Origin of the sequence: Tenacibaculum sp. MEBiC06402, assembly GCF_049239625.1 — a bacterium.
GTDB lineage: Bacteria > Bacteroidota > Bacteroidia > Flavobacteriales > Flavobacteriaceae > Polaribacter.
Map to the genome: position 1 here is coordinate 74,962 of NZ_JBMKKT010000094.1, position 16,301 is coordinate 91,262.

Annotated in this window: 14 protein-coding genes; 5 read left to right on the top strand and 9 right to left on the bottom strand. The window is 30.9% G+C overall.

From position 1 onward, the window contains the following. Positions 1 to 13 precede the first annotated feature (13 nt). From ACOSP6_RS07310 to ACOSP6_RS07340, 7 genes are all read right to left on the bottom strand, one after another. Positions 14 to 1,195: a lanthionine synthetase LanC family protein gene (locus ACOSP6_RS07310; RefSeq protein WP_422093667.1), complete on the bottom strand. Its 1,182-nt coding sequence runs from the start codon at positions 1,193 to 1,195 to the stop codon at positions 14 to 16. Continuing rightward, a complete protein-coding gene (locus ACOSP6_RS07315) occupies positions 1,189 to 2,337 on the bottom strand; it encodes a lanthionine synthetase LanC family protein (RefSeq protein ID WP_422093666.1) in 1,149 nt (382 codons plus the stop codon). Before ACOSP6_RS07315 ends, ACOSP6_RS07310 begins: the two co-directional genes overlap by 7 nt. A 94-nt stretch (positions 2,338 to 2,431) precedes the next feature. Beyond that, positions 2,432 to 2,518, bottom strand: a complete 87-nt coding sequence (locus tag ACOSP6_RS07320) for a class I lanthipeptide (protein ID WP_422093716.1) — start codon at positions 2,516 to 2,518, stop codon at positions 2,432 to 2,434. A 65-nt stretch (positions 2,519 to 2,583) separates the two neighbouring features. Next, the gene (locus ACOSP6_RS07325) at positions 2,584 to 2,742 is read right to left on the bottom strand and encodes a class I lanthipeptide (RefSeq protein ID WP_422093665.1); all 159 of its coding nucleotides are present in this window, start codon (positions 2,740 to 2,742) and stop codon (positions 2,584 to 2,586) included. Positions 2,743 to 2,836: 94 nt separating this feature from the next. Next, a complete protein-coding gene (locus tag ACOSP6_RS07330; protein ID WP_422093664.1) occupies positions 2,837 to 2,995 on the bottom strand; it encodes a class I lanthipeptide in 159 nt (52 codons plus the stop codon). A gap of 94 nt (positions 2,996 to 3,089) precedes the next feature. Next, positions 3,090 to 5,492, bottom strand: a complete 2,403-nt coding sequence (locus tag ACOSP6_RS07335) for an outer membrane beta-barrel protein (protein WP_422093663.1) — start codon at positions 5,490 to 5,492, stop codon at positions 3,090 to 3,092. A gap of 45 nt (positions 5,493 to 5,537) precedes the next feature. Further along, the gene (locus tag ACOSP6_RS07340) at positions 5,538 to 6,140 is read right to left on the bottom strand and encodes a hypothetical protein (RefSeq protein ID WP_422093662.1); all 603 of its coding nucleotides are present in this window, start codon (positions 6,138 to 6,140) and stop codon (positions 5,538 to 5,540) included. Between the two features lie 214 nt (positions 6,141 to 6,354). Between ACOSP6_RS07340 and ACOSP6_RS07345 the strand changes: the two genes are divergently transcribed. Beyond that, the gene (locus ACOSP6_RS07345) at positions 6,355 to 7,116 is read left to right on the top strand and encodes a response regulator transcription factor (RefSeq protein WP_422093661.1); all 762 of its coding nucleotides are present in this window, start codon (positions 6,355 to 6,357) and stop codon (positions 7,114 to 7,116) included. On the opposite strand, the gene ACOSP6_RS07350 is transcribed toward ACOSP6_RS07345, so the two are convergent. Next, on the bottom strand, positions 7,113 to 7,868 hold the full coding sequence (locus ACOSP6_RS07350; protein ID WP_422093660.1) for a ThiF family adenylyltransferase: 756 nt from the start codon (positions 7,866 to 7,868) through the stop codon (positions 7,113 to 7,115). The genes ACOSP6_RS07345 and ACOSP6_RS07350 overlap by 4 nt on opposite strands. 147 nt (positions 7,869 to 8,015) lie before the next feature. Between ACOSP6_RS07350 and ACOSP6_RS07355 the strand changes: the two genes are divergently transcribed. The 4 genes from ACOSP6_RS07355 to ACOSP6_RS07370 all read left to right on the top strand — a co-directional run bounded on the left by ACOSP6_RS07355 (position 8,016) and on the right by ACOSP6_RS07370 (position 14,591). Further along, entirely contained in the window at positions 8,016 to 9,647 is a 1,632-nt protein-coding gene (locus ACOSP6_RS07355) for an OstA-like protein (protein WP_422093659.1), read from the top strand. Beyond that, entirely contained in the window at positions 9,644 to 10,825 is a 1,182-nt protein-coding gene (locus ACOSP6_RS07360; protein WP_422093658.1) for an aspartate aminotransferase family protein, read from the top strand. The genes ACOSP6_RS07355 and ACOSP6_RS07360 overlap by 4 nt, the downstream gene beginning before the upstream one ends. Before the next feature lie 279 nt (positions 10,826 to 11,104). Continuing rightward, positions 11,105 to 12,589 carry a hypothetical protein gene (locus tag ACOSP6_RS07365; protein ID WP_422093657.1) on the top strand — a complete coding sequence of 495 codons (1,485 nt, stop codon included), beginning with the start codon at positions 11,105 to 11,107 and terminating at the stop codon, positions 12,587 to 12,589. Between the two features lie 229 nt (positions 12,590 to 12,818). Beyond that, complete coding sequence (locus ACOSP6_RS07370) at positions 12,819 to 14,591, top strand: AMP-dependent synthetase/ligase (protein WP_422093656.1); 1,773 nt, start codon at positions 12,819 to 12,821, stop codon at positions 14,589 to 14,591. 73 nt (positions 14,592 to 14,664) lie between these two features. On the opposite strand, the gene ACOSP6_RS07375 is transcribed toward ACOSP6_RS07370, so the two are convergent. After that, a complete protein-coding gene (locus tag ACOSP6_RS07375) occupies positions 14,665 to 16,296 on the bottom strand; it encodes an aminopeptidase P N-terminal domain-containing protein (RefSeq protein WP_422093655.1) in 1,632 nt (543 codons plus the stop codon). Between the last annotated feature and the right edge of the window lie 5 nt (positions 16,297 to 16,301).

Genomic DNA, 16,301 nt, shown 5'->3' on the forward strand with positions numbered 1-16,301 from the left:
TTTTGTGAGTTTTTTAGTTGATTAAAAATGCTTCTTTCCAACCTTGAGGGAATTCTTTTTGGTAAGAATATAATGTTAGTAAAGCACCTATTTTTCCGTAGTATAAAGACATGTCTCTTTCTGTGAGATCATTGAACAAATCTTCTTTTAAATAATTTACAGTTCGCTGAGTCCAATAATTATAGGCTTCGTTATATTTTTTGTCTTTTGTGTATTCGTATAGCTCTCCGAATAATTGAGCTATTCCAGAGGAACCATGACAGAAATGATGATTTTGAACACCGGTAACATGCATTTCTCTTCTTTTAATTAAATGAGAACCGATCTCATCAATCATTTGGTTGTAGTTAGAAGTATTATTAACACTGTCTATTTTTGACAAAAGAAAAACCCAGCTTAAATCGCTATTACACCAAGCAAGTCTGTTATTTTGATGTTCTATTAATTTACCATTATTGATATAGACTTTATGAGGCTTATAAATATGAATGCCATCTACTTCATATTTTTTATCGATGTGCTTCATAATTTTTGAAACACATAAATCAATAACTGAGTAGTATGTTTTATGAGCTCCAAAAGTAATTTTCGCGTCTAAAAGTAGTTTTATAATTGATAAATATCCGTGAGGAAACCCAAAGTTAATATCACTTATATATGGGTCATCGGATTGTGTACTAAAAAGTAATACCGATTCTTTAGATTTTTTTAATAATTGATTTACCAGTTGATTGAATAAGTTTTGGTTTTCAACTTTTAGTAAGAATTTAAGAACACCTATTGATCCATGTAAAAAATCGTAATTATTCTGCTCTAGTTTTTTTGAAGCGTAATCAAAAGCTATTTCGCTCAGTACAGGAATTTGTTCGGCATACTCTTCATCCAAAAGATCATTATTTATTAATTCTGAAATAACAAAACCTAAACCTGAAATTCCTTCAGCAAAAGAAGAATCGTTTAAAAGAGCGTTCTCTTCAGGATTTTGAATGGTATTAAACACATCCATAAGAATATCGGTTATTTTGTCAAAATAAATTACCTTCTGAGTATCTATATACACGTACATTAAATAGTATAATACGCCTAATTTTCCTTGGACAAATCCGTTTGGAAGCTCATGAATTGGATAGGATAAAATTTTTGAGTTATAATCGTTTATAATATTTTCTATTGACATTTTTTCGTTTGTTACCATTTTCTGAAATTTAAAAAGTTGAGATATTCGTTTTTTATATCCAATTCTTTACTTAATAATGTTAATCCTATTCCCAATATTCCTTGAGAAATGCCCAATTGAGCAAATTCATAAACTCCATTGTAATAGGTATTAAATCCAGCCCAAACTGTATCGTTATTTCCCTTTTGAAAAATGTTATTGTACCAATAATCTTTTGCTATTTTAAAATGCTTATTAGCCGTTAACCTGAACATCATATCGAAAAAAGAGTAAAGTCCGGATGCTCCATAAATCATATTTGCATCTCTTATATGAGATTCTTTTTCATCGGTATATTGAGCCGCATTTTCTAAAATTTCAATGCCTATAGATCTCCAATAATTATTTTGAAGTATTTCTCCAGCTTTGTAGAACGTAAATCCAATTCCAAGATCTCCATAAGAAAGATTGTGATAAGGAAGAAAATCGTTTTTATTGGTAGTTTGTGGAAACCAACAAGTATTACTTTTGTTTTGTTGTTTTTCAAGAAAACATAATCCTTTGTTAACTAAAATCTCACTTTCTTCTCTTTTAACGTTATGGATATAACAATCCAATAAAAATGAAATAATTCCTGAAACTCCGTGATTAAAACCTAATTCGACATAAGAGTTTTCCTTTGATCTTAAGTTGAACATCCAGTAGGCTTCCGTTTCATTTACAATTGCATTTTGTTCAACAATTTTGAATACTTGTTCTAATTTTTCAGTACAATTTTTTTCTCTATATAAATAGTATTGTAGAGGAGCAAAAACACCTTTTATTCCATCTAAATCTCCATTAATAATTCTAGCATTAAAAATTTCTTCAATTAAGTCCTCTAAATCATTTAAAATAAATTCTACCTCATTTGATAATACTTGGTTTTTTATTAAAAAACTAATATAAATTGCAGTTTCTATAATATCATTTTGAGGAGAAATACTTGAGTACTCATTAGTTAACATCTCTAGTGCGTCCTCAATTATATTAATTGCTAATTCTAACCATTTTTCTTCCTGTGTATACAAGTAGTTATAATAGTAGAATAACGATTTTCCTAAAATTCCATTACTAATTCCAATACCATTTAAACTGGTATTTTCTTGTAAACAATTTTGTATTTTATCTAGTGTTTTCAATTTTATTTAATGAAGTAGAATTTATGTTTGATTATTCTTCAATTCCACTATTGCATGTTAAATACAAACATGATAATGGCTTTCCTTTTGCGCCTTATACAGCGTTTAGTTGTTCATCTTGAAGTTTTACCAAAGCCTCCTTTTGAATTTGTAGTTTGTTGTTAAGTTTAATTTTTTTCATAATGAATTCTTGTAAAGAGAAGGATAAGGTAAATGTCACCCAACCTTATCCTTATTCTCTAAAGATTAAGCTTCGATGCTCTCGTCTTTACTTCCGTTACAAGATTTCCATAAACAAGATAAAGCTGCTTTACCTCCTTTTACGTCTTGCATTTGATCTTCTTGTAATTTACTTACTGCGTCTTTGTTGATTTGTAATCCCTTAGTTAATTTAATTTTCTTCATTTTTATAAAATTTAAGTGTGAATATTAGTGTGAAAAAAAGGGTAAAGATTGAAATAGTATAATGGGTGATCTTTACCCTAATAAATCCGATAAATTATGCTTCTAACTTATCCTCTTTACTTCCGTTACAAGATCTCCATAAACAAGATAAAGCTGCTTTACCTCCTTTTACATCTTGCATTTGATCTTCTTGTAATTTGCTTACTGCGTCTTTGTTGATCTGTAGTCCTTTAGTTAATTTGATTTTTTTCATTTTTATAAAATTTAATTTATTGATAACGAGCTTTTTTATTTAAAGTCTTAAACTCCTTGAAGACTATGTTTGCAAACAATATTTTTATCCTTTTTTAATCTTTCGTTCTATTTTTTTCATCTTGGTTTCCGAACTTCTTACGTTTCACTCGAATTTTCTTATTTCCGAATTTGTAAAGCAGTGATACTCTAAAGCTTTGTGTGTCGAAATAATTTCGGAAAGCGACGTTTACATCATTTGTAATACCTTCTACTCTTACTCTTTGCCCTCTGAAAACATCATAAGCATTCAGTCCTAATTGTAAATCTTTGTTCAGGAAGAAGAATTTTAAGCTTAAATCTAAGTTTGATGTTGAAGATGTTCTGTAGATATCATAAACTCCCGGAAATGCGTACCAAAAATTAGCACTTGCCATTACGGTTTTTTTACTGTTTAAAACAAAGCTGTTGTTTGTTGCTACATATGTATTCCATCCTTTTTCTCCTGGATTTGTAAAATCTACTAATGAAGTTGCATCACTATAATGAATATCAAGTATGTTAACACTTTCCCACCACTTCCATTTTGTGAATGTGTATGACTCTGTTAAACCGATTTTTGTAGTTTCATAATAATTCAGTGGTGAAATTTCTTGAATGTTTGTATTTGGATCTACTTGCGCCAATTGTTGAAACCCATCGCTAACCTTTGAAAAGTATAATGAACTAACTAATTTTTGTTTATGAATATGAGTTAGAGATAAGTTATCCGAAAATGAAGGTTGTAAAAACGGATTACCTCTTACTATAGTAAATGGATTTTGAACATTTTCAAACGGATTTAAAAATTCAAAAGATGGTCTTGTAATTCTTTTATTATAATCTAAAGAGAAGATATTATTCTGTCCAGCTATGTAATTAATGTTTACCGTTGGAAACAATCTCATGTAATCATTAATATTTACCTCATTTAAAGTTTCTGAATTACCTTCTGTAATTGTATTTTCAAAGCGTAAGCCTCCTTTGAAAATCCATTGCTCACTTAACATTTTCTCAAGTGAAAAGTATAAGGCTTGAGTGTTTTCTTTATAGGTAAACTTGTCTGATCTATTCGTATCTTGCACAGGATTACCATTCGTTAAATCAAAAAAGGCAATGGCGTTATTGGTTTCAGTGAACGATAATTTTCCTCCATAACTTAAACTCGCCCATTTTAGTGGAGATTCAATATCTAATCTTATAGAGTAATTATCGATATCTTGATCTCCTATATTATTTCCAATATCTAAAGAACCTGGTGTAACGCTTCCGTTTTCTTCACTAAATGTTGTGTAAGTTCTATCTTGATTGTTTGTATAATTAAAGTAATCTAGATTCACTTCTACTTTCGAAATACTATCTAACTTAAACTCGGTATGAACGTTTAATGAATGTGACGGTGTTTCCTCTAGATTATTAGAATTTGTACGAATAATCCTTAATAAATCTCTTGTTTGACTATCCAATACATTTACTCTATCATTTGGATTTAAAGTTCTAAACCTTCCATAGGTAGCTAAATACTGTGCTCCTATTAAAAAACTATCGGTTATATCATAATCCATAGATAGTCTTGCACTTAAAGAAGGTTCACTAAAATACCTTCTAGGATAAACTCCATCCCAAGTTTCATTTTGAAAATAAAACTGGTTCGTATCCGTAATTAATTTAGATCCATTGGTATAGTAAAGATTACTTGATAATGAAAAGTCATTTTTTTGATAGTTGAAGTTTCCACTCATACTTCCTCTTCCATAAGTAGCTTGTGTATAAACTCCTCTTATTCTACTTATCCATGAGTTCTTTCTTCCTTTCTTATAAATAATATTAATAAGACCACTATTCCCTTCTGCTTCGTATTTTGCTGGAGGATTAGTTATTACCTCTATACTTTTAATATCATCAGCAGAAATTGAACTCAAATAATTCGATACTTCTTGCTGTGGAATTTGTAAAATTCTACCGTTTACTAATATTCTCAAATTATCCTTTCCGATCATAAAAAGTTCATCGTTCTGAACCTTAATTCCAGGTGTAACCCTTAAAGCATCAAGCATATCACCACCTGTAGAGGATAAAGACTGACTAACATTGAATACTAAACGATCACTTTTTCTGGTAATTAGCCGTTTTCTTGCTTCAACAACAACTTCGTCTAATTTATTACTCAACTCTTTTAAAACTATATCTCCCAAATTTGGCCTAGAATCAAGTGTTTTCTTTGATATTGTTCTCTTTTCAAAGCCTAAAAAACTAATGGTGATGTAAAAGTCTTCGAGTGCATTAACTTCCAATGAAAATGTTCCATCTTCTTCTGTTACAATACCACCTATTATTTTGTCATCTGCGGATTTATGAGCAACAACATTGGCAAAACTTATTGGTTCTTTATTGGAATCAACAACCTTCCCTCTTATTGTTTGTGCGTAAGTGACATTAAAACATATCAATACAAATACTATAAACTGTACTATCTTCATGGTAAAAAATTTCTTAGGTGTTATTAGATTTAGGGGGGTAGTTTATTAAGCAGATTTTTTAGAAGTTAAATCGAATTGATTTGGAGTAATTTCTTTTGTTTCTAGTAACTTTTTATTATCGTTATAAAACTCAACGAGTCCTTCGTAAGTAAAACAGACAGGAATTGTTTCAGAACCTAGATAGTTTATAGATTCACCTATTACTGTAGCTTTTATTCCCATAGCTGTCATTATTCTCAATAACTTACTATCGCATTCGGCAAAAGCCACTGAGTTTTTGCTCTTACATACCGGCTCAATTGCTTGAACCATTAACTTTTTAAATAAATTAATGTTTCTAACGTCTTTTTTGATAGCAAATCGTCCTATATGCCATACAGACTTTAAAACAGTATTACCAATTATATCAGTTGGATTAATTCCAAAAATTTTCTCAATTGGAAGTTCATCTTTATAATTCCACTTTAATACTCTGATAGTTCCTAAAATGTCTCCATAAACATTTCTAGAAATGAAAACCTGAGAATTATCTAAATAATTAATTTCTTCATTATATAAAGCTTCAATGCTTTCATAATAATTAATTGGCAAGCTTCCATTAGAATGATGCTTGTAGTTCTCTAAAACAACGAATTCAGCTAAACTCATTATTTTGTTTTTTTCTTCGGTGATAAAATTATTTTCTAGTAGCATGGTTGATGTTTTTTTACATTGTCAAAGCTACCTAGGAATCAAAGCCTTAACATTACACAAAAGGGTAGTCCTTTGTTTTACAGGGGAAAACTACCCTTTTGTGTAGTTTTTAATTGTTTTATTCAGAAGTTTGTTTAAATTTGGTTGTCACCCGAAATTTAAAAGCTGAATGGATAAGAATGTAAATGATTTCTTTTCCTTGAAAAATAGTATAAATACTATTTCTGAAGAGGATATAAATCAAACTAAAAACTATCTGGCTCCGATTAGGGCATTTGCCAGAACCACTTATAAGAGCATATATATTATAGATTATGAGAAAAAAGGATTTGAATATGTTTCAGAAAACCCTTTATTCCTCTCTGGTCATACTCCCGAAGAAGTTGAAGAAATGGGATATGCTTTTTACTTTAAATATGTTATTGAAGAAGACCTCGATTTATTATTAAAAATTAATACCGTTGGATTTGATTTTTACGATAAACTTCCGGTAGAAGAAAGATTGGATTATACAATTTCCTATGACTTTCATCTCAAGAATAAAGAAGGAAAGAAAATTTTAATCAATCAAAAGCTTACACCGCTTTTCTTAACAAGAACAGGTAAATTATGGAAAGCAATCTGTATAATCTCACTTTCAAACGAACAAAACTCTGGTAATATTAAGGTATATAAAAAAGGAGAAAATAAAATTCTTAAATATAATCTAGAGGATGATTATTGGAAAGAAGAAGAGAAAATTAGTCTCACCACAAGAGAAAAAGAAGTGTTACGATACTCCGTTAGAGGTTTTACTATTAACGATATTGCTAAATCAATATTTGTTTCGCCAGATACGGTAAAGTTTCACAGAAAAAAACTATTCGATAAATTAGAAGTAGCCAACATTTCTGAAGCAATTGTATATGCAACGAATAACAAGCTTATTTAGTTCATATGAATAGAAGAAAAATAAAACTCTGGGAACTTTTTTATATGCTTTCCTGTGGCCACATTATACATTATGTGAACGCACATACTTGCAACAATCCAAGATCCAACAGATAATTGAGGAGGAGACAATTTCTCCTCTTCGTTTAAATATTGCTCTAAAACACTATCTATCCAATCTTGAGGTTCTCTCCAGAATTTCATGTAATTGGTAATATATTTTACAACTTGAATTTCATTAAACTTTTCATTTGGTTTAGCTATAGATTCAAGAGAAAGTCCATCTGGAGTAATCACAGCAACTACTCCACCCCAACCTAAATTATACGGATGAAGTACTGTTATATCATTATCTTGACAGAGCCTATCAAATTTGAGTGGTATATCCGTTGTAAAATCCAGCGCATTGATTGCAATATCATAATTTTTAATGAATGATGTTACATTATTAGCATCTAAAAACTCACTATGAACCTTAATTTTAGCATCAGGATTTATAGATTGTAAACGCCTCTGTAAAGCAATTACTTTGTCCTTTTCAATATCTTCAATAGTATAATTTTGTCGATTCAAGTTAGATAATTCCACCTGATCACCATCAATAATTGTAATATTTTCAAAACCCAAACGCAAAGCACATTCGGCAATAACACTGCCAATTCCAGAACCTCCAAGTAAAATGGGAACATCTTTTATTTGTTGTTGCTCTTCAGGGGATAAATAAATTCGATTTCTAATGTATCTAGGTTCCATCAAAAAGTTTTTTTCAAAGATAAACATACAAATATGCCTTAGCATTAAACTAAAGTGTAGTTTATTTTTTCATAAATATCTTTTTCGGACTATTTTAAGAAATTGGCATAGTCTTTTCATTATTTTTGCCTATAAAATTTATAAAATTTGAGAAAAGTATTTCTTTTTATTGCAATAATTAGTGCATTGAGTATAACTGCTCAGACCAAAAAAATTAAAATTTTATCATCTGAATTATCAACTGCTGATGAAAAAAAATTCCCAGGTGCAACAATTTTAATTGGTAACGTAAAAGTAGCTCATGAAGGAGCCACTTTAGATTGTAAAAGAGCCCTTTTATATAGAGAAAAGAACATTTTTAAGGCTATTGGTGAAGTTGTAATTGAACAAGGAGATAGTATTATTCAATATTCCGATTTTGCAAACTATGATGCAAATACTAAAATAGCAAAGTCTTGGGGAAACGTTGAGGTGAATGACAAAGAAATGAAGCTTTCAACTGACACTTTATATTTCAACAGAACCGAACAAATATTATTTTATCCTACCAAAGGAGTGATAAAAGATAAAGTAAATACCCTAACAAGTAATAAAGGCACTTATTTTTTAGAAAATAAAAAGTTCTCGGCAAAAACAAAAGTAAATGTTGTTAATCCTGATAATATTTTAGACTCTGATCATTTGGATTATTATACATCTACCAAGTTAGCGTATATCTATGGTCCATCTACTGTATTTAATAGGAAGGATAGCACAAAAATATATGCTGAAAAAGGATTCTTTGATACCAATACCGATATCTCTTATTTCGTTAAAAACGCAAAACTATTTTCTAAAGATAAAACCGTAGAAGCCGATAGTTTATACTACGATAAAAAGAGAGGTTTTGCTTCAGCTACTAATAATATCAGAGTTATTGACACAGTTCAAAAAATGGTTGTAAAAGGTAATTATGCTGAAATTTTTGAATTACAAGATTCTTTATTCATCATTAAAAAGCCAGTAGCTATTTCTATTATGGAAAAGGATTCTCTTTATATTCATGGAGATACAATACTAGTTACGGGAAAACCTGAAAAAAGAATTATCAGAACGTATCATAACGTAAAAATATTTAAAGAAAATCTCCAAGGTAAGTGTGATTCAATTCATACAAATCAGGCGACAGGTCTAACTCAAATGTTTGTAGATCCTATTCTTTGGTCAGGTAAAAGTCAAATTACTGGCGATAGTATTCATTTTAAAACAAATAAAACAACCAACGAATTAGATTCACTTAAAGTTTTACGAAACTCATTCATTATTCAAAAGGATTCCTTAGACCCAAATAATTTTAACCAAATTAAGGGTAGAAACATGTTTGGTAAATTCAAGGATAATGATTTACTAACTATGCTCGTCAAAGGAAATGCCGAATCGTTATATTATAATAGAAACGAAGACACGCAAAAATTAGAAACAATAACCAAAGAAATTGCGAGTGATATTGAGTTTACGTTTGAAAACAATGAAGTCGTTCAAACGAAATATTTTAAAGAAACAGAGGGTAAAACATATCCTCCATCTCAGTTTCCTGAAGAGGACAAAAAATTTAGAGGATTTATATGGCGAGAAGATGAACAGCCTAAAAAAATGGAAGACATTTTCATAAAGGATAAAAAAGTAACTCGCAAACCAAATAAAAAACTACAAGAGGTTGAAAATGCAAAGGCTATTTTAAATAATGAGCTGAATAAGAAACGTAAAAAGAAATCTAAAAGAGAATTAGAAGAAGAGTGAAAGAAGATTTTTTGAAATATCAAGCCCAAACAACTCCTCACCCTCTTGCTATTGAAGTTTCTCATGCAAAGGGCAGTTATATATTCGATAAGAACAATAAAGCTTATTTAGATTTTGTTGCTGGAGTTTCAGCCAATAGTTTAGGCCATTCTAATGAACATGTAAATAAAGCAATTACTGAGCAAATTGAACAATACACGCACGTTATGGTGTATGGAGAGTTTATTCAAAAACCTCAGTTAGAATTATGTAAGTCTTTAGCTTCTACTCTACCAAAATCGTTATCTACCGTGTATTTGGTAAATTCTGGAACTGAGGCTACAGAAGGAGCTTTAAAATTAGCCAAAAAGTATACTAAACGATCAGAAATTATTGCAGCATCAAATGCCTATCATGGTAATACAGCGGGTTCAATGAGTGTATGTGGAGCTGAACAGCAAAATCGTGCGTTTCGACCATTAGTACCAGGAACTAAATTTATTCGTTTTAACTCTGAAGAAGATTTACAAAAAATCACCTCTAAAACAGCGGGAGTTATCTTAGAAACTATTCAAGGAGGTGCTGGATTCATTGAACCGAAAAATGACTATTTACTAAAAGTAAAATCAAGATGTGAAGAAGTAGGTGCTTTATTAATTTTAGATGAAATACAGACTGGCGTTGGAAGAACGGGAACTTTTTGGGGCTTTCAAAATTACGACGTCGTTCCGGACATTTTTATAACTGGCAAAGGTTTAGGTGGAGGAATGCCAATTGGCGCTTTTATTTCCTCGTATGAAATCATGAGCTCCTTAAAAGATAATCCGAAACTTGGACACATTACAACGTTCGGTGGACACCCAGTTATTGCAGCAGCAGCAAATGCTACAATTGAAGAAATATTTTCTCAAAACTTGCATCAAGAAGCCCTAAGAAAAGAACAAATTTTAAGAACTCACCTGCAACAACATTCTAAAGTAAAAGAAATTCGAGGTAAAGGATTAATGTTGGCCTTAATCATGGAATCACCAGAAATTGCTGATGAGGTTATATTAAAATCTTTAGATGAAGGTTTAATTCTGTTTTGGTTATTATATGAAAAAAGAGCCGTAAGAATTACTCCTCCATTAACAATATCGGATGATGAGTTAATTGAGGGTTGTCAAACTTTAACAAAAATTTTAAATACCATAAAGTAATATAGGTCATTAATACACGTTCTAATTAAACTTATATAGTTGATTGGGGATTTTATTGACTATTGAAATCGGTTGGAAAGCTTCTTCTAACCGATTTTCTTTTTTTACTTCAAAAAATTCTTATTCCTTTTTTAAGCCCATTCATGATTTATTTCTATGCCTTTATGGAAATATGATTCTCATTTACTAGACAATTATCTTATTTTTAATTATCTAAACCACAAAACTAACTCGATCATGACTTTAAAAAATTTCAACTTCGAATACAAAATAACACTGATGTTATTATTTACAACCTTACTTTTAATAAGTTGTAAACCTAAAAACGAAGGCACTGTTTTGATAACAGAACCTGTTCAAGAAATATCTATTTCCTATAATTTGCCAGTAGATGTTCCTGTAGATGCCACTCAAGAGGAACTTGCCAATTTTGCTTGGGAAGAGTTTTTCGCTTTAAATTGGAAATCATCATGGGAAAAAGACGGTTTAAGAACCAAACCAGATACCTCATGGAATTATACAAGTGATACTGGAGAAAACTTTTTAAGTGTGTGGGAAACTTATATCCACAGAGCAGAATTAAGACCGGCTAATGGAAAAAGATCTAAAGATTTAAGTAAAGGATCTCCTTATTACACGTTTGTTGATTCAACAACAGTAAATGTTACAAACCCGGTACAACTAGATAATTATTGGAATGTATTAGATGAAGATAATGAAATCGGTTCTGCCTATGTTTTTGCTCATAAAAATGAATTTGAAGTGCTATATGCAGCAAAAGCAAATTTAGTTGAGTATAACTACTTAAAACAATACTTCCCAACAGATAAGGATTTATATAAAGCTGTTGATAAAAGTAATGATTCAACAACCTTTAGAGCGCGTTTAAAAGGTTTAAGTCCACAACAAATGTGCGACTCAGATCAAAATACACAAGATGGCTATGTATGCTTACCTTGTTCTACCGATACTCAAAATGAGGGAGCGATAGAAATAAAACTTGCGTTTAGAGAACTTGATGCAACAAAAGACGATGCTTCAAGGTATATGGTAAAAGATGTCGTTTATTTTAAGGACTCAATTGTAGGTAACAAAACCTATTCTAATGCATATACAAAGCAATTCGCCTTAATTGGAATGCATATTATTAGAAAAACCCAAAATCATCCAACCTTTGTATTTGCTTCTTGGGAACAAGTTGATGAAAGAAATAAAGACACACAAACAATTGGAATTGATACTGTAACAGTAAATGGTAATCAGTATGGGGATGAGGACCCTCACAGGTTAAATCCCGTAATAGAAAGATTAATTCCAGAGACGCTACAAAAAGTCAATGCAAATGTTCAACAAATGATTGCAGCTAATAGTAGCAAATCAAAATGGCAATATTACCAATTAATCGGAGTGCAAGGAAAACCAATAGACTACATGGATAGAAACAGTGATAACAACTATTTCATGGCAAATTTTGTGATTGAATCAGACTTAAAATTAACCAATTTCCATGGGTCTTTTGGTGATCCATTTGATACTAAAGTTAAAAATACAATTGCTAATGGTAAAGAATTTAATATGGGAGGTTGTATGGGATGCCACGGACAAGCACAAACAACATTTGGAACTGACTTTAGCTTTCTTTTAGATAGTGGTGCGGGAAAACCAGTTATTCGTCCTGATCCTTATCAAACTTTTGATGAAGCACTTTTATCGGTGCAAAACGAAAAAATAAAGCAATTAATTAAGGAACTAGACAAAAAATAACATTAAAACAAAGTTATAAATAAGCCCTAAAAACAAGATTTTTAGGGCTTATTTGATTGATAAAATAAATCTCATATTTTTAAACGATTTATTAAGTTTTTACGTTTTTCATAACAATTATATTGAAAAACTGTTAAAAAACAGACTTAAAAAGCAGTAATTCAGCAGAAAACATTTTTTGTACAACCAAGTTAATTTGTGTAATTTGGCAACACAAATTAAGGTACATATGTCGATTGAAATTACTCGGCTTTTTGACTTTCCATATTATCAATTGGAAAAATACAATCTTCAAAAAGCATTAACTACAAATTACAACGGTAATTGGGAATCTATTTCTACAAAAGAATACATTGAAAAAGCAAATACCATCAGTAGGGGTTTACTTCGTTTAGGAGTGCAACCAAATGATAAAATTGCTGTTATTTCAACCAATAACCGAACTGAATGGAATATTTGTGATATTGGTATTTTACAAACGGGAGCTCAAAATGTTCCAATTTATCCTACCATATCAAAAGAAGATTACGAATACGTTCTAAACCATTCCGAGGCCACATATTGTTTTGTGTCAGATATTACAATTGTGGAAAAACTAAATCAAATTAAAGGAAATACTAAACTGAAAGAAGTATTCACCTTTGATGATATTAATGGCGAAAAAAGCTGGAATGAAGTTTTAGAACTTGGAAAAGATGACAGTAATCAAAATGAAGTTGAAGCAAGAAAAGATGCAGTAAAACCTGAAGATTTAGCCACCCTTATTTATACTTCAGGTACTACAGGAAGACCTAAAGGTGTAATGCTTTCGCATAATAATATTGTTTCTAATGTATTGGTGAGTTCTAAAAGAGTACCCGTAGATCATGGACAAGGTAAGAGTTTAAGCTTTCTACCTGTGTGTCATATTTTCGAACGTATGATTCTTTACTTATATCAATACTGTGGTATTTCTATATATTTTGCTGAATCGATTGAAAAACTTAGCGAGAATGCACAGGAAATAAAGCCAAACGTTATGACGGCTGTTCCTAGACTTTATGAAAAAATATATGATAAAATTTATGCTAAAGGAACTGAGTTGTCAGGAATAAAAAAGGCATTGTTTTTCTGGGCTATTGATTTAGGATTAAAATATAAACCATATGGTGAAAACGGTTGGTGGTATGAAAAGCAATTAGGCCTTGCTAGAAAACTTATTTTCTCAAAGTGGCAGGCTGCTTTAGGTGGTGAACTTAAGATTATGGTTTCTGGTAGTGCAGCTTTACAACCACGTTTAGCTGGAGTTTTTGCAGCAGCGGGTATGCCTGTAATGGAAGGTTATGGTTTAACTGAAACATCACCAGTTGTTTCGGTCAATGATATTCGTGATGGCGGATTTAAAATTGGAACTGTTGGTAGAATTATTGATGGTGTTGAGGTAAAAATTTCTGAGGATAATGAAATTTTAGTAAAGGGACCAAACGTGATGATGGGATATTATAAAGATCCTGAGCGAACTGCCGAAGTAATAAAAAATGGATATTTCCACACAGGCGATAAAGGTAAAGTTGAAAATGGCTTTCTAAGTATTACTGGTCGTATTAAAGAAATGTTCAAAACTTCAGGAGGTAAATATGTTATACCAACCTTATTAGAAGATAAATTAAAACAATCAAGATTTATTGAGCAAGTAATGGTTGTAGGTGAAGGTGAAAAAATGCCAACTGCCTTAATTCAACCTAGTTTTGAATTTATTGCTGAATGGGCTCGTAGAAATGACATTGACTTCACAGATCCAAAAAAATTAACAAGTAACGAAAAGGTTATAGCTCGTTTACAAGAGGAAGTTGATGATTGCAACTGTAATTTTGGAAAATGGGAACAAATTAAGCGCTTTGAGTTAACACCTGAAGAGTGGACTGTTGATAGTGGACACTTAACTCCAACTATGAAAATGAAACGAAGTGTTATTAAAGAGATTTATAAGGACTTGTACGAAAAAATGTACGGTAGAGCCTAATTTATATTTTACATTACAAAAAAACCAGATGCTATAAACATCTGGTTTTTTATTCTTATATATTGTGTTTTTATTAATCTAAGTCAGGCAATACAAAATCATCAAGAATACTCTTCTTAGCCATCATTTCTTCTATTGCTTTGATAGTCCTAGGAGCTTCTTCTGATAAGTTTTTAGGTTCTCCTTTGGTAATTAAAATATCATCTTCAATTCTAACAGCAATACCCCACCATTTTTTATCGCAGTTACTTCCTTCTGGAATATAAATTCCAGGTTCTACGGTAATCACCATATTCTCCTTTAACTTACCATAAGTTCCTGGGTCATGAACATCTAATCCAATATGATGAGAAGTTCCATGAGGGAAGTAATTATGCTTTTCGTCAACAGATTTAATTATTCCTAAATCAACTAAACCTTGATTAATTACTTTCTTTGTTTCTACACCAGGTTGCCAAAACGCAGTACCTTCTTTACAAACAGCTATACCCGCATCTTGTGCTTTTAAAACTAATTCGTAAATAGCTTTTTGTTCATTATTAAATTTACCGTTAGCAGGAATAGTTCTTGTAACATCAGCAGTGTAACCCCTGTATTCCGCACCTAAATCCATTAAAACTAAGTCATTACCTACTTTAGTTTTATTATTTTCTATATAATGTAAAATACAACCATTGTTTCCAGCTCCAACTATAGAAGGATACCCTTCATACTCTGCACCATATTTTTTGTATACAAACTCATGAATTCCTTGAATTTCTGTTTCAGACATGTTAGGTTTCATAGCTTTCATAACTTCTATCTGTCCAACTGCAGAGATACGAATAGCCTTAGTAAGCAATTTCAATTCAACTGGTGTCTTTATCTCTCGCATTTCGGCTAATTTAGAAGTAAGAAACTCAAAATCAATATTAGTTTTACCATTTAGCTCTTCAAAAGCCTTTTGTTTTAACTCCTTTTTCAATTCTGAATTGTTGGCATTACTTGCATCTTTATAACCTTTTACAATTGCATCCTCTTTTAAACTTGGAAACATAGTTTCTGCTCTTCCTATAATTTGAGCAACATTTGCAGAATTCTCAATTGGTGTAGCCGTTATCAACTCATATACTCTTTTCTGAGGCATTGATAAAAAGTTAATGTCTGTATAATTCGTTTTTTTCTTAAAGCTTTGAACTAAATCGAAAATTTCTCCATTGTTCCTGTCTGAATCTCTATAATCATCCTTAAATCTTTCAATAAAAATTCTATCAAACTTTAAAAAATCTGTTTTGTCTGTAGTAAAGTCTTCCGATATTTTAGCCTTTACAAATCCAAGCTCTTTCTTAGCTCCTTCAACTCCTAACCTTTTTCCATTCCACAATTCAGCTCTAGGATCTTTCTTTGGAACATATATAATCTCATTGTATACAACCCCGTTTTCATCCGTTTGATTATCAGAGAATAAAACTAAAACTGCGTTTGGTTCTCTAAATCCAGTTAAATAATAAAAATTAGGATCTTGATGAAAGACATAGTCAACATCGTTGGCACGATTTCTTATAGGATTTGCAAAAACAACAGCCACAGAATTTTTTGGCATTTTTGCTCTAAAAGATGCTCTTCTTTCTTTGTGAAACTCTTTCGGTAAATAATCAGTTGGAGTTTGAGCAATACTTAAACCGCTCAGGAAAACCGTACAGAGGAATAATACAATTGATTTCATAGTTT